This window comes from Nodosilinea sp. LEGE 06152 (genome assembly GCF_015207525.1).
Classification (GTDB): Bacteria; Cyanobacteriota; Cyanobacteriia; order Phormidesmidales; family Phormidesmidaceae; genus Nodosilinea.
The window spans coordinates 97,496-110,212 of record NZ_JADEWR010000002.1 but is presented as its reverse complement, the minus strand read 5'-3'; the positions used below and the strand labels follow the sequence as shown (position 1 = coordinate 110,212).

The 12,717-nt window shown below is 60.6% G+C and carries 13 protein-coding genes; 1 reads left to right on the top strand and 12 read right to left on the bottom strand.

Going from position 1 to position 12,717, the window contains the following annotated elements:
* Positions 1–145: 145 nt before the first annotated feature.
* The 7 genes from fabF to IQ265_RS02970 form a co-directional block, all read right to left on the bottom strand.
* Entirely contained in the window at positions 146–1,399 is a 1,254-nt protein-coding gene (gene fabF / locus IQ265_RS03000; RefSeq protein WP_194050721.1) for a beta-ketoacyl-ACP synthase II, read from the bottom strand.
* Between the two features lie 171 nt (positions 1,400–1,570).
* Positions 1,571–1,813: an acyl carrier protein gene (gene acpP, locus IQ265_RS02995; protein ID WP_106867565.1), complete on the bottom strand. Its 243-nt coding sequence runs from the start codon at positions 1,811–1,813 to the stop codon at positions 1,571–1,573.
* 159 nt (positions 1,814–1,972) lie between these two features.
* Entirely contained in the window at positions 1,973–2,569 is a 597-nt protein-coding gene (locus IQ265_RS02990; protein ID WP_194050720.1) for a Maf family protein, read from the bottom strand.
* Between the two features lie 80 nt (positions 2,570–2,649).
* Complete coding sequence (psbP, locus tag IQ265_RS02985) at positions 2,650–3,192, bottom strand: photosystem II reaction center PsbP (RefSeq protein ID WP_194050719.1); 543 nt, start codon at positions 3,190–3,192, stop codon at positions 2,650–2,652.
* Between the two features lie 58 nt (positions 3,193–3,250).
* A complete protein-coding gene (locus tag IQ265_RS02980; RefSeq protein WP_228037528.1) occupies positions 3,251–4,072 on the bottom strand; it encodes a class I SAM-dependent methyltransferase in 822 nt (273 codons plus the stop codon).
* A 16-nt stretch (positions 4,073–4,088) separates the two neighbouring features.
* Complete coding sequence (locus IQ265_RS02975; protein WP_194050718.1) at positions 4,089–4,679, bottom strand: DUF2854 domain-containing protein; 591 nt, start codon at positions 4,677–4,679, stop codon at positions 4,089–4,091.
* Between the two features lie 68 nt (positions 4,680–4,747).
* Entirely contained in the window at positions 4,748–6,289 is a 1,542-nt protein-coding gene (locus tag IQ265_RS02970; protein ID WP_194050717.1) for a TolC family protein, read from the bottom strand.
* Between the two features lie 391 nt (positions 6,290–6,680).
* On the opposite strand from IQ265_RS02970, the gene IQ265_RS02965 reads away from it, so the two are divergent.
* Positions 6,681–6,989: a GIY-YIG nuclease family protein gene (locus IQ265_RS02965; RefSeq protein WP_194050716.1), complete on the top strand. Its 309-nt coding sequence runs from the start codon at positions 6,681–6,683 to the stop codon at positions 6,987–6,989.
* A 206-nt stretch (positions 6,990–7,195) separates the two neighbouring features.
* Here IQ265_RS02965 and IQ265_RS02960 read toward each other — a convergent pair whose 3' ends face one another.
* The 5 genes from IQ265_RS02960 to IQ265_RS02940 form a co-directional block, all read right to left on the bottom strand.
* Positions 7,196–8,392, bottom strand: a complete 1,197-nt coding sequence (locus IQ265_RS02960) for an ABC transporter permease (protein WP_194050715.1) — start codon at positions 8,390–8,392, stop codon at positions 7,196–7,198.
* A 201-nt stretch (positions 8,393–8,593) separates the two neighbouring features.
* Entirely contained in the window at positions 8,594–10,018 is a 1,425-nt protein-coding gene (locus IQ265_RS02955) for an efflux RND transporter periplasmic adaptor subunit (protein WP_194050714.1), read from the bottom strand.
* A gap of 54 nt (positions 10,019–10,072) precedes the next feature.
* Positions 10,073–10,768, bottom strand: a complete 696-nt coding sequence (locus tag IQ265_RS02950; protein WP_194051096.1) for an ABC transporter ATP-binding protein — start codon at positions 10,766–10,768, stop codon at positions 10,073–10,075.
* 89 nt (positions 10,769–10,857) lie between these two features.
* Positions 10,858–11,871, bottom strand: a complete 1,014-nt coding sequence (locus IQ265_RS02945; RefSeq protein ID WP_194050713.1) for a glycosyltransferase family 2 protein — start codon at positions 11,869–11,871, stop codon at positions 10,858–10,860.
* Positions 11,872–11,964: 93 nt separating this feature from the next.
* A complete protein-coding gene (locus tag IQ265_RS02940; protein WP_194050712.1) occupies positions 11,965–12,669 on the bottom strand; it encodes a C40 family peptidase in 705 nt (234 codons plus the stop codon).
* Positions 12,670–12,717: the final 48 nt, after the last annotated feature.

Here is a 12,717-nt window from a genome sequence, read left to right as displayed (position 1 = left end):
CCACACACATTGCCTTTGCCTTTCAGCAGACCCCGCAACCAGACGATTGTCAATACCCCCTGGTTAGGCAAGGCACAACGCTCGGGTTCCTATGGGCAATTTTTTGGGGCACGCTTTAGGTCATTATACCTACCAATCTGTAGCTCTAGCTACGGTATTTCTTAAATACCAGGGTGACGTTGTGGCCACCAAATCCAAAGGAATTGGAGATGGCCACTTCGATAGGCATTGGGCGGCTCTGGTTGGGAATATAGTCGAGATCGCAGTCGACATCGGGGTCGTGCAGGTTGATCGTCGGTGGGGCCACATCGTTGGCGATCGCCAAACAGGTCGCCACCGCCTCAATGCCCCCAGAGCCACCCAGCAGGTGCCCGGTCATCGACTTAGTCGAACTCACCGCTACCTTGTAGGCGGCCTCTCCCAGGGCCGTCTTGATGGCCTGGGTTTCGGTGGGGTCGTTGGCTCCGGTGCTGGTGCCGTGAGCGTTGATGTAGCTAATCTCGCTCGGCGACACCCCAGCATCCTTGAGGGCCAGCTGAATGCAGCGGGCCGCCCCTTCGCCACCGGGCACGGGGGCCGTCATGTGGTAGGCGTCGCAGGTCATGCCGTAACCGACAATCTCGCCGTAAATGGTGGCCCCCCGGCTGAGGGCGTGCTGCAGCTCTTCGAGGATAAGAATGCCGCAACCTTCGCCAATCACAAAGCCGTCGCGGGACTTGTCGAAGGGGCGACTGGCCGTGGTGGGGTCATCGTTGCGGGTAGAGAGGGCACGGGCGGAGGCAAACCCCGCCACCGACAGGGGGGTCACCGCCGCCTCGGTACCGCCGCAGATCATCGCTTGGGCGTAGCCGTTTTGAATTAGCCGAAAGGCGTCGCCGATGGCGTTAGACCCGGCGGCACAGGCGGTGACGGGGCAGGTACTCGGCCCCTTAGCGCCGGTATGAATGGCGGTCAGCCCGGCCGCCATGTTGGCGATCATCATCGGAATCATGAAGGGGCTACACCGGCTAGGCCCCCGATTCAGGTAAATTTCCTGCTGGTCCTCGAGCACCTTGAGGCCGCCAATGCCGGAGCCGATACAGGTGCCAATTTGCTCAGCGTTGAGGTCGGTAATGGCCAGCCCGGAGTGAGCCAGGGCGCGCTGACCCGCAATCACCGCAAACTGGGAGAAGCGGTCCATGCGCTTGACTTCTTTTCTGTCAAGAAATTCGCCTGGGTCAAACCCTTTCACTTCGGCGGCAATTTGCGACGCGTGCTGAGACGGGTCGAAGAGGGTAATGCGATCGGTGCCGCTACGCCCGGCCACCAGCCCTGCCCAGTACTCGTCTAGACTGTTGCCAATGGGAGTAATGGCATCCATGCCAGTTACCACAACGCGCTTTGAGTCGGAGTTTGCCATAACCAAATGTGGGGTAAAACCAGGGAAATTTTAAAGGGGGTTGGCAGTGGGTTAGGGCAGAGTTTGAGGGGTCAGGTTTGAGGTTGCAGACTTGCCTTATCCTTTGAACCTGACACCCCAGTTCTCAATCCCTAACCCAATCCGCTGGCTGAAAGGCCTGGGAATAACGGCCTAGGCTGCTGCTTTTTCTTCGATGAAATTAACGGCATCCTGCACGGTGGCAATGCCCTCGGCCGCTTCGTCAGGAATTTCGATGCCGAATTCTTCTTCCAGGGCCATGACTAGCTCTACAGTATCGAGAGAATCAGCGCCCAGGTCGTTGGCAAAGCTAGCTTCGGGTTTAACGTCAGCCTCTTCAACCCCTAGCTGCTCGCTGACAATCTTTTTGACCTTTTCAAAAGTCTCTGCGCTCATGGTTCTCCAACGCCTCTTTGTACGGATTAATCGACAACAAAAAACCTTATCATCCTGCGACCCCATCGAGACGAGTATCTGACGTCAAGCCCCAGCATAAGGCCGCCCAATTTTGAGCATTCCTCCATAGTATCGGAAAAAAGTATCGTAAAAAGAACCCTACCAGAACTCTGTGGCCCGGTAGCCCAGTTCTTCTAGCATGACCCGCAGCAGGGGCAGGCTGAGGCCAATGACGTTGGTGTGGCAGCCCTCAATTTTTTCGATGAACATGCCGCCTTTGCCGTCGATTGAAAACGCTCCGGCGCAGGCTAGCGGCTCACCTGAGTCGACGTAGGCCTCAATGGTGGCATTGTCGATGTCGGCAAAGTAAACTCGCGTTACGGCGCTGCGCACCAGGGTAATGCCGCTAGGGGCAATCAGGGCGTGACCGGTGTGAATTTCGCCGATGTTGCCTCGCATTGCCTGCCAACGGGCGATCGCATCGGCTCTATCCTCAGGCTTGCCGTAGATTTTGCCCTGAAAGGCCATCACTGAGTCGCAGCCCAGCACCAGCGCGCTAGAAAACTGGGGCGCGACTGACTCGGCCTTGCAGCGGGCCAGGGTGGCGACGTAGCTGGGCGGGGCCGTGAGCGCGACCTGGTCTTCATCAAAGTTGCTGGGGCAGACAAAGGGGTGAATGCCCGCCCCCACCAGCAGCAGGCGGCGACCCTTAGAGGCTGAGGCAAGTACGAATTGAGGGCGAGGAGAGGTCGGCATGGCTGTCGTCAGAAACCGGGTTTCTACTCAGATAAATCAGGACAATAGGAGGGTCAGGCCAAGAAACCCGGTTTCTAAAGTTACGACACCTTAAAGGAGGCCACCGACTGCTTCATCATGTCTTTGACCTTTTCCCAGCGGCCCTCGTCGGTGGAGGCGTTGAAGGTGTAGAGCTTGCCCCGCCGCACAATGGCGCTGGCCAGGTTGTGGCGCTGCCCAGCGGGCAGGTCGGCCAGATATTCGAGAATGTAGTAGGTCTTGTCGTCGGCGGTGCTAATGCGCTGAGCGCTGAGCAGGTCTACGCTGCTCTCGTTGCCCGCCAGGGCGCTAAAGCTCTTGGAGAGTTTGTAGCCGACTTCGGTGGGGGTGCCGAGATCGTCGAGGTCTTTGCCCTCGGGTACGTCGCTGACCACCACGCTGACGTTTTCGGTCTCGTGAATGATGTCGTGGAACACGACGTCGGCGGCCCCAGGCACGTTGACCTCAACCCAGCCGGTAGGGTACATAAACTCGTAGCCCGAGTACTGGTCGGCGTAGGCCTGTAGCCCGCCGCCGCCGGCCACACAGCTCTGGAGGGTAACAGCGAAAACAATTAAAAGCACTGTAGCCAGCCGCTTCAGCATGGGTCGACGTCCTTGGATCACGATCAGCAATAATTGTTAATTGTCTCACACGGGCTGCTCAAGCCTGCTTCTGAAAAAACAACAGATGCTGCTCGGGCAGGATGTCGTCAGTTTTGATCCACTCCAGACCCACGGCAGCCATTTCGCGGCGCACCTGGGCTACGCTCATCTTGTGTAGGCGTTTGATCATTACCAGCGGGTTTTCGGCTCGGTACTCGGCTAGCACGACCCGTCCGCCGGGTTTGAGGGCGGCCACCACACCCTGCATTATCTCGCGGGGGTAGGCAAACTCGTGGTAGGCATCGACCATCAGCGCCAGATCAATTGAACTTGGGGGCAGGTTGGGATTGTCGATCTGGCCGAGAATGGGCTCTACGTTTTCAATCCCTTTGGCTTCGAGTTCCTGCTGCAGCATGGCCAGCATTTCGGGCTGAATATCGACGGCTAGCACTTTGCCCTGGGGCACCAGAGGGGCGATGCGGCGGGCGAAGTAGCCGGTGCCAGCGCCAATATCGGCCACGATATCAGTGGGGGCTAGATCGAGGGCTGCGATCGCCGCTTGGGGCCGCTCTTGCAACGCTCGACTGGGGCGATCGAGCCAGCCCGCACCCTGGTGGCCCATGGTCTGGGCAATTTCGCGACCTAGATACACGCGGCCAATGCCGTCGGGGCTGGGGGCAACGGTTTGATAGTCGGTGCTGGCCTGTAGGGCCGGGCTACCACAGGCGGCTAGACCCCAGAGGAAAGCAACCAGGGCCAGGCAGCGTAGAACAGGGGCAATTCTGGGACGGATACTCGTTCCGAGTCGGTTCCCAAACGCTTCGCGAATCGTAGCCCAGGCTTGGGGCCGACTATGGGGCAATGTAGTGGGACGAGTCATAGGGCAGTGGCGAAAATCAGGCTTCTACTGGAGCAGGGGTGGCCGGTTCTAGCTGGGTGATCAGGGCCAAATTGACCTGGTCTTCGGCTGGCTGGCTCAGTTCGGCACGCACGTTGGGGCCAAAGAACGATTCGATTTTGGCTTTTTTCTCTACCCAGGTGGAAAAGGGCACCGTGGACGAATCAAACTCCAGCACCAGGGCATAGCTGCCGTCGTGTTCTGTTTCATGGAGGCCGCTGAGTTCAGGGCACTCCTGCCCCGACGGGCTCAGCCCTAGCTTTTGCAGGGCGACATCCAGATGGGCCTCCTGGCCGTAGCGGTAGCGGGTGACATCCTGGCGCACCTGGTTTTGGGTAGGGGTGGCCTGCTCTTCGCGCAGCTTGAGGATATCGGGAGAAGTGGGCTGGGTGTAGGGCGCAGGCTCTAGCTCCGCCGCCCGCAGCGCCAGCCCGCCCAGCAGCACGGGAATGCCGTAGAAAAACCCGACCAGGTTAAGAGTTGAGTTGTCTTGAAAGTAGGCCACAAAGCCCACAATGGTGAGCACCCCTCCCACCGCTAGCAGCACCAGACTCAGGTTAAAGCGCCCCAGTTGAATTCGCCCCAGCATACGGTCCTCACGTTAGAAAAGCTTACATGTCTAATCATGCCGCCTTGTGGGTGAGAAAGGTAGGGCACCTACTCCCATTCCTCCCGCCCCAGCTCGATGTCTCCTGCCCAGCGCTCTAGCGTAATGCCCACGGTTTGCTCTAGCTGAGCGACGGTATTGAGAAAGGCAATGCGGGCGGCGAGTTCGTTGGTTTGGGCATTCACCAGCGATTCTTCCTGGTTGATTAGCTGAAACAGGGTGACCCCGCCGCGCCCCAGGCGAAACTGGGCCTGGTCGGCTTCGAGCTGGCGACGGGCGTTGAGGGTGGCTCGCTCGGCGGCCTCCACCTGGAGCAGGCTGGCCTGGGCCTCGTTCAGTCCGGCAATCACATCGTTGCGAATTTGATCCTGCAGCTGGGCCAGGGTGTTGTCCTGCTGCTGCAGGGCAATGTCGCTGGCGACGCGGCTGGTTTCGGGCGCGGGGTCGCCAAAGGTGCGCGTGGCGACCAGCCCGACAGCACTGCGATCGCTGTCGCCCAGGGTGCCATCGGCCACGGCGTTGAGCTGCCAGCGCAGGTTGTCGCGAGCTACCAACAGGTCTAGCTCCTGCTGCTGCCGCTGTAGCTGGGCCTGGCGGTAGTCAGTGCGCTGGGCCAGGGCCAGCGCCACTAATTCTTCAGACTCATAGGTGGCGACCTGGGCGGCGGCGGCGGTAAAGAGCTGGGCGATCGCATCTACTGAAGCCACAAAGCGCAGATCGGCGTCCGTGCCAATTAGGTTGAGCAGGGTGCTGTTGGCCTGGTCGAGCCGGTTGCGGGCTTCGACTAGGTTGCGCTGGGCATCGGCTAGCGATCGCTCAGGGTCGAACAGGTCGATGGGGGCGCGCCGTCCCGCCTGCACCAAAGCCTGCAAAATTTCTAGCTGTCGCTGCCGCCGTTCTAGGGCCTGGGCCTGAATCTCTACCTGGGCTTGGGCATTGATCAAGTCGTTATAGCCGAGAATGGCTGTGGTCAGCGTATTGATCAAGGTGCCGCGCAGGGCCAGCTGGTTGCGGGTTTCGCCCAGGCGGGCCTGGTTGAGCGGGGCCTCGTTGACGGCCCGGCCAAAGCCCCGCAGCAGCGGCTGACTGACTCGAAACTGAAGCGCCTGACCGCCCTCGAAGGGCGTGAGGCCCAGCTCAAAGCTGGTGCCCAGGCGGGTGGTGAGGGCGGTATCGAGGCGCACCTCCTGGTCAAAGTCGGTGCGATCGCCCCCCAGCAGCACCGACCCTAAGCTTTCATCGGTGGCATCACCACCGTTACTGAACCGGCTACGAGCCGCGTCTGCCCGAATGGTTGGGGTGAAGCGAGGGTTAAAGGTCTGCTCGGCGGCGGAGAGCTGCTGCCGTTGCACAATTCGCTCTAGCGCCTGGTTGCGCAACTCGCGATTGCCCTCCAGGGTGAGGTTGAGCAGGTCGGGCAGCGTCAGGTTGACGATCTCAGCATCTCCTAAATCACCCCTGTCTGGAATCGCGGGTTCAGCCTCTGACGGTGGTTCTGCCAACGGTAAAGTTTCTGCTAGAGCGGGTAGGGCAAGGGCTACCAGCCCCAGGGCAAACCCCATCCTCAGCCCCTCACAGACTAGAACCGTCATAATTCTCATGCTCTTAACCATGAAGCATTGCTTTCTACAACCGAATTTCTTTGATTATGCTGGCTTTCTCCCTTGGGGAGACGCAAAGCGAACGACTCCGCTCAGCCAGCGGAGTCTCGCGTTTCCTGAGCGAAGTCGAAGGGAACCATCGAGTAATTTGCTTACATGTAGACAAAGGAATAGGGCAACGTTAGGTGTTTCTCTCTACAGGCGAAACACTTAATTATGCTGGCTTCGACTCCGCTCAGCCAGCGGATCATCGCGTTCCCTGAGCGGAGTCGTTCGCGAAGCGTTTCCTTTAGGAAAAGGGAACCAGCGAGCAATTCGCCCTAGCGAGAATCTAGCCGACGAAACGGGCACGATCGCAGCAGATCCAACGGCCTCCACACCCATGCCTTACACCTACATACTGGAATGTGTTGACGGTAGCTACTATACCGGCAGCACCTGGAATCTAGAAAAACGGCTGTGGGAACACCAAAACGGACTGGGAGCCAACTACACAGCTAAACGACTACCTGTGAAGCTCGTTTATGCAGAAGAGTGCGATCGCATCGATCAAGCTTTCTATCGAGAAAAGCAAATTCAGGGCTGGAGCAGGAAGAAAAAGCAGGCGCTAATTGCGGGTGCCTGGGATCAGCTCGCTGACTTATCGGTTTGTCAGAACAATAGCCACTTTCGCTTTAATCAGCAGGAGTGACGTTGGCTTCGACTCCGCTCAGCCACCGGGCTTCGACTCCGCTCAGCCACCGGGCTTCGACTCCGCTCAGCCACCGGGCTTCGACTCCGCTCAGCCAGCGATTGTCTCGTTCCCTGAGCGGAGTCGAAGGGAACTACCGAGCGTTTCTCCATATAAAAGCTTTTTCTGTAATGCTGGCTTCGACGCCGCTTAGCCACCGCTCAGTCCTACTCCCCCCGCAGCGCCTGCACCACGTCGATCTGCGTTACCCGTAGGGCAGGCAAGAAACTTGCGCCTACCCCCACCCCAAAGGCTGCCCCCATTGATAGGGCGGCATCGCGCCAGTTGAACTCGTAGGGGGCCTCAAAAATAGTGGTGGTGGCGGCTTTGGTCAGAAGGTGTACGGTGCCGACCGCCGTGGTGCCGCCGATTAGGCTGAGCAGGGCGGCTTCGGCAATAAACTGGGCCATGATTTCGAGGTCGGTGGCCCCGATCGCGCGGCGCAGGCCAATTTCGCGAGTGCGCTCCATGATGGCGGCGATGGTGATATTGGCGATGCCGACGCCGCCAATGACCAGGGCCAGCAGGCCCACCGCCTTGAGAACGCGAATGGAGGCGCGCTGGCGCTGCTCTTCCTCGTAGAGATCTTCGACATTGCCGCCAATGTAGGTCTCATAGCCAGGGAACATCTGCTGCAGCTGAGCTTCAACGGCGTCGCGGGTAGTGGCAAAGTCGTCGAGATTTTGCAGGGCAATTTGAATTTGCCCCCCGAAGCGAAAGCGCCCCTGCAGCAGGTCGCCGTAGGGTTCGGGCACCCAGAGGCTGCCGGTGGGTTCGCCGTCTTCGCTGCCGTAGAGGTCTTTGTTTTCGATTAGGCCGACGACGGTGAAGCGGGTGCCGTTGATAAAAATGCCCTCGCCCAGGGGCGGGGCCTGCTGAAAGAGCTGCTGCGCCAGTACGGTATCGATTACAGTAACGGGGCGAAAAGCATCGAAGTCTTCGCGATCAAAAAAACGGCCCGCCAGCACCTGTCGCCCGGTGGTGCGCTGGTAGTTTTCTGACACGCTAAAGGCGTCAAGGCTGTCGGTTACGGTGCCCTGGTACTGCACCTCCGACCCCCAGAGCTGGGTGACGCGACTAATGCTGAGAATGCCGGGCACCGCCTGCTGAATTTCGGCGATCGCAGCCTCGTCAAACTCAACCGGGGGGCGATCGCGCCCGTAGACAAAGGGCGTGATGTTGGGGTTATCCCTGGCCTCTAACCGCTCTTGCAGCACCCGATTGGCGATCGTGTCAATGTTGAGGGTGGCATTGACAGCGGCGACCCCCATGAAAATGCCCAGGGCGGTGAGGCCAGAGCGCACCCAGTTGCCGGTCACATCGCGCAGGGTGGTGAGGGTGAGATCGAGGGGGGAGAGGGGCATGGGGAGGGGAGGGAGGGTGGATGGGTAGGTGGGAGTTGGGAGAAAGGCGGTCCCTGAGCGGAGTCGAGGGCGGTCCCTGAGCGGAGTCGTTTGTCCTGTGGACAGGCTTCGCCAACGCGCTAGCGTCTCCCGTAGGGAGAAAGGCGGTCCCTGAGCGGAGTCGTTCGCGCTAGCGTCTCCCGTAGGGGGAAAGGGAGGGCGTTAGGGGGAGGGGCGATCGCCGCTTTGGGGTGAACCGGGGGAGGATGTTTCAACAGCCATGCCTTCGACTAGGGGCTGGTCGGGTGGGGCGTTGAGAATGACGGTATCGGTCTCCTCTAGCCCGGAGAGAATTTCGACGGCTTCTAGGGTGTCTAGGCCGGTGGTAATGGGGCGCTTCTGGGCGCGGCTTTCGGCGTCGACTACCCACACGTAGGCTTCGCCACCGTCTTGCTGAATGGCGTTAGTAGGTAGAGCGAGGGCGTTTTCGCGCTGCACTAGAATAACTTCGACGCTGACCGCGCTGCCGGGAATTAGCACGCCGCTGGGGCGCTCGAGCCGGGCTACGGCTTTGACCATGGCCTGGGAACCGCCGCCACCGTCTTCGCTGTCAGTAATGGCCTGGGGGGCAATGCTGATTACCCGTCCGGTGTAGCTGGCGGCGCTGGGACCAATGACGCTGACCCGCACGGGCATGTTAACCGACACTTTGTTGGCGTCAAGGGTCATGAGGTCGAACAGCACCACCTCCTGGGCGGGGTCGCCGACGGTGAGCAGGTTGCCCTCGCTCTGCACGCCGTCTCCTGACTGCACGTCAATGTTGAGCACCACGGCATCGAAGGGGGCGACGATCGCATTGTCGGCGATGCGGGCACGCAGGTTGGCTAGATTGGCCTGGTTTTGGCGAATTTCTAGTTCGGAGCGCTGTAGGTCAACTTCGGCACCGCGCAGCTCTGACTGGGCGGTTTCGAGATCGTTGCGATCGCGGTCATAGTCATCTTCTGAAATAAACCCCTGCTCTAGCAGCGACTGCGACTCGCTCAGGCGCTCCTGGGCTCGCTGCACCGTGCGCTGGCGGTCTTGGCGCACCTCACTCTGGCGCTGGCGCTGCAGTTGCAGAATTTCGGTCTCAATTTGGGCATCGTTGAGCTGCTGCTCCAGGGCGCGATCGCGCAGCCGCAGCAGCACCGTACCCCGCGCCACCCGCTGGCGTTCTTCTACCAGCACCGATTCTACGGTGACATCTCCTGGGGCCTTGAGGGTTTGCTGATTGCCCAGGCTCATTACCCCCGAGGCATCGACGCGGTTTTCGAGGGTGTCGCGGCTGGGGCTGCCGGTGGTCACTACTATGGGGTCAACGCTGCGGCGCTGCCAGGTGCGGTAGCCCCACCAGCCGCCCAGGCCCAGCACCAGCACCAGGCCCGAGGCGACAATCCACTTCAGCCCGGTGCGCTGCTTAGTAGCTGGGCCGTCGTTGTATAGATCATCGTCAAATAGGCCGGGGCCGAGCGGTTTAGCGGTTAAATCTGGCGGCCCCGAATTGGCCTGTCCTGAATCAGCCTGCCCTAACGGATGCTCCACGGCTGAATCAGCGGGGGCCAAATCGGGTTGAACGGTAGAGGCATCGGGGTGAGGGTCGGGCAGCACAGTGCATCATCCAAACAAGTAGTTTCGTCGCCAGCCTACCGCCGTCGCGCGCACCTACAGCGGCGTCAGGTGCCCCAGTTCGGCGGGGCTGAGGTGAGCGTGGGTGACCTGGCCGTCGCTCATCATAATAATGCGCTGGCTGTGGCTAGCCACCTCGTGCGAGTGGGTCACCATGACGATGGTAATACCCCGCTGGTGCAGCGCCTGAAAAATGCCCAACACCTCCGCCGCTGACTGTGAATCGAGCGCTCCGGTGGGTTCGTCGGCCAGCAGCAGCACCGGCTGGTTGACGATGGCGCGGGCAATGGCAACCCGCTGCTGCTGACCGCCCGACAGCTGGGGCGGGCGCTTGTCCATGCGGTTGGCCAGGCCCATGTGGGTGAGGGCGGCCTCGGCCCGCCGCCGCCGTGCCGCTCGCCCCACCCCGGCGTACATCATGGGCAAGATCACGTTTTCGAGCGCGGTTAGGTTCGGCAGCAGCTCGTAGCGCTGAAACACAAAGCCCAATTTGCGGTTGCGCAACCGGGTGAGTCGAGTTTTGCCCACCGTTGAAACATCGGTGCCATCGAGCCAGTAGCGCCCGCTGGTAGGGCGATCGAGGCAGCCGATAATATTCATCAGCGTCGATTTGCCCGAGCCCGACTGGCCCATAATGGCGCAGTATTCGCCGGGGTGAATGGTGAGGTCGATGCGATCGCAGGCCCGCACCGCCGCTTCACCACTGCCAAACACGCGCGACACGTTCTCCATCGCGATCGCCGCTGGTTTAAGGGTAGCGGGCCTAGTCGCTCCGTGCCCGAGTTGGTCCAGGGTTTCACTCATGGTTTCACCGCTTGAGGCTACCCCTCAGGCCCAGCCGGCCCAACAATTTCGCGCACGCGGTAGATCGGGCGCTGCTGCGACTCGTGGTAGGTGCGCATCAGCAGCTCGGCCAGCAGGCCAAAGCTAAACAGCTGAATACCCGCCAAAAACAGCACCACCGCCAGCACCAGCAGGGGGCGATCGCCAATGTCCTGGTCGGCCAAAAACTTAACCAGGGTGAGGTACAGGCCCAGGGCAACGCCCGCCGCCATCGAGGCCAGCCCCAGACTGCCAAAGATGTGCATGGGCCGGGTGAGAAACTTCTTCATAAAGTAGACGGTGAGCATATCCATCACCACCCGCAGGGTGCGGCCCAGGCCATACTTGCTGGTGCCAAAGCGGCGGGCGTGGTGGGTGACCGGCATTTCGGTAATGCGCGCCCCCTCAATAAAGGCCAGGGCGGGCAAAAAGCGGTGCAGCTCGCCGTAGAGGTTGAGGTCGTGAATCACCTCGGCCCGGTAGGCCTTCAGCGAGCAGCCGTAGTCGTGCAGCGCCACGCCTGTGACCCCCGCAATCAGCCAGTTGGCAATCTTAGACGGAATTAGCCGGGTGAGGGTGTTGTCCTGGCGGTCTTTGCGCCAGCCGCTCACCAGGTCATAGCCCTCGTCGAGGCGATCGAGCAGGCGGGGAATGTCGGCGGGGTCGTTTTGCAGGTCGCCGTCGAGGGTGACTACAGTGCCGCCGCGAGCGTACTTAAACCCGGCAGCCATAGCCGCAGTTTGGCCGTAGTTGCGGCGTAGCAGCACCGCTACTAAGTGTGGGTACTGCTGGGTCAACTCGCGCAGGCGATCGCTGGAGCCGTCGGTCGAGCCATCGTCAACGCCAATGATTTCGTAGCTGCGCCCCAGAGGGTCGAGCACCTGGGCGATCGCCGCCACCAGTGCAGGCAGACTTTCGTACTCGTTGTAGATTGGCACCACCACTGAAATGTCGACCGGGGCAGTAGTCCCCGACACCGGCAGGGCCAAACTAGGGCGAGTAGCAGGAATCATAACAGCGGGATGACGATGGGACAGAGCACCGAAACGCGCCAGATAACGCCCCTTGAGTTTAGCCGAAAGCCCATCGTGGCGCGCAATCACCGGCTACTGTTTCAGCGCTTTCGGCTGGTAGCTCACCATCACTCGGCCTGCCCGCCGCCGCTGGCCGTAGTAAGCGGCACTGACCGGGTCGGTGAGATCGCTCAGCGAATCGATGCCGATGCCGTTGCGGCCCTGGTCGATGCCCGAGCTGTGGATGTACTGGCCATTTCCCAGGTATAGGGCCACGTGCTTGGTGCGCTCCGAGGTGCCAAAAAAAATTAAATCGCCCGGTTCTAGCTCGTCCCAGGCAATTGGCTGGGTAAAGGCCTCCTGCTGGTACGAGTCGCGGGGCAGGGGAATGCCCACGGAGGCAAACGCCGCCTGCATCAGCCCTGAACAGTCAAAGTTGGGGCCAACGGTGCCGCCCCACAGGTAGGTGTTGGGGGTGGCCATGGCCGCATGCGTAAAGGCAATTACCTCCGGCAGGCGGGGTGCGATCGCGGCGCGGTCTAAAACCGGGGGCTGGTAGGGGCGATCGGCAGGCCTGAGACAATTGCCATCGGCAGCGCTAATCCAGCCTGGATAGTCGTCTTCGCAGAGCACAACAGCCAGAGATCCCTGCCCCGGTTTTTCAGAGAGCCGCAGATGCCGACCCGCCGCCGCCTGGGTGACTAGCCCCTCTAACTCGGCAGTTTTATACAGATTTAGCCCCCGGCTACAGACATATTCTTGCCCTAAGGACAGTGCCGATGCCTCTATCACTCCCATTCGATCATTCACCTGGTGTCGCTCGCCCATCCACCCATCCATCCCGCT

Coding starts and splice junctions, on each gene's coding strand:
- IQ265_RS02970 (WP_194050717.1), bottom strand. CDS start 6,289: ATGACGGTTCTAGTCTGTGAGGGGCTGAGGATGGGGTTTGCCCTGGGG.
- IQ265_RS02940 (WP_194050712.1), bottom strand. CDS start 12,669: ATGGGAGTGATAGAGGCATCGGCACTGTCCTTAGGGCAAGAATATGTC.
- IQ265_RS02990 (WP_194050720.1), bottom strand. CDS start 2,569: ATGCCGACCTCTCCTCGCCCTCAATTCGTACTTGCCTCAGCCTCTAAG.
- IQ265_RS02945 (WP_194050713.1), bottom strand. CDS start 11,871: ATGATTCCTGCTACTCGCCCTAGTTTGGCCCTGCCGGTGTCGGGGACT.
- fabF (WP_194050721.1), bottom strand. CDS start 1,399: ATGGCAAACTCCGACTCAAAGCGCGTTGTGGTAACTGGCATGGATGCC.
- psbP (WP_194050719.1), bottom strand. CDS start 3,192: ATGCTGAAGCGGCTGGCTACAGTGCTTTTAATTGTTTTCGCTGTTACC.
- acpP (WP_106867565.1), bottom strand. CDS start 1,813: ATGAGCGCAGAGACTTTTGAAAAGGTCAAAAAGATTGTCAGCGAGCAG.
- IQ265_RS02980 (WP_228037528.1), bottom strand. CDS start 4,072: ATGACTCGTCCCACTACATTGCCCCATAGTCGGCCCCAAGCCTGGGCT.
- IQ265_RS02975 (WP_194050718.1), bottom strand. CDS start 4,679: ATGCTGGGGCGAATTCAACTGGGGCGCTTTAACCTGAGTCTGGTGCTG.
- IQ265_RS02965 (WP_194050716.1), top strand. CDS start 6,681: ATGCCTTACACCTACATACTGGAATGTGTTGACGGTAGCTACTATACC.
- IQ265_RS02950 (WP_194051096.1), bottom strand. CDS start 10,768: ATGGAGAACGTGTCGCGCGTGTTTGGCAGTGGTGAAGCGGCGGTGCGG.
- IQ265_RS02960 (WP_194050715.1), bottom strand. CDS start 8,392: ATGCCCCTCTCCCCCCTCGATCTCACCCTCACCACCCTGCGCGATGTG.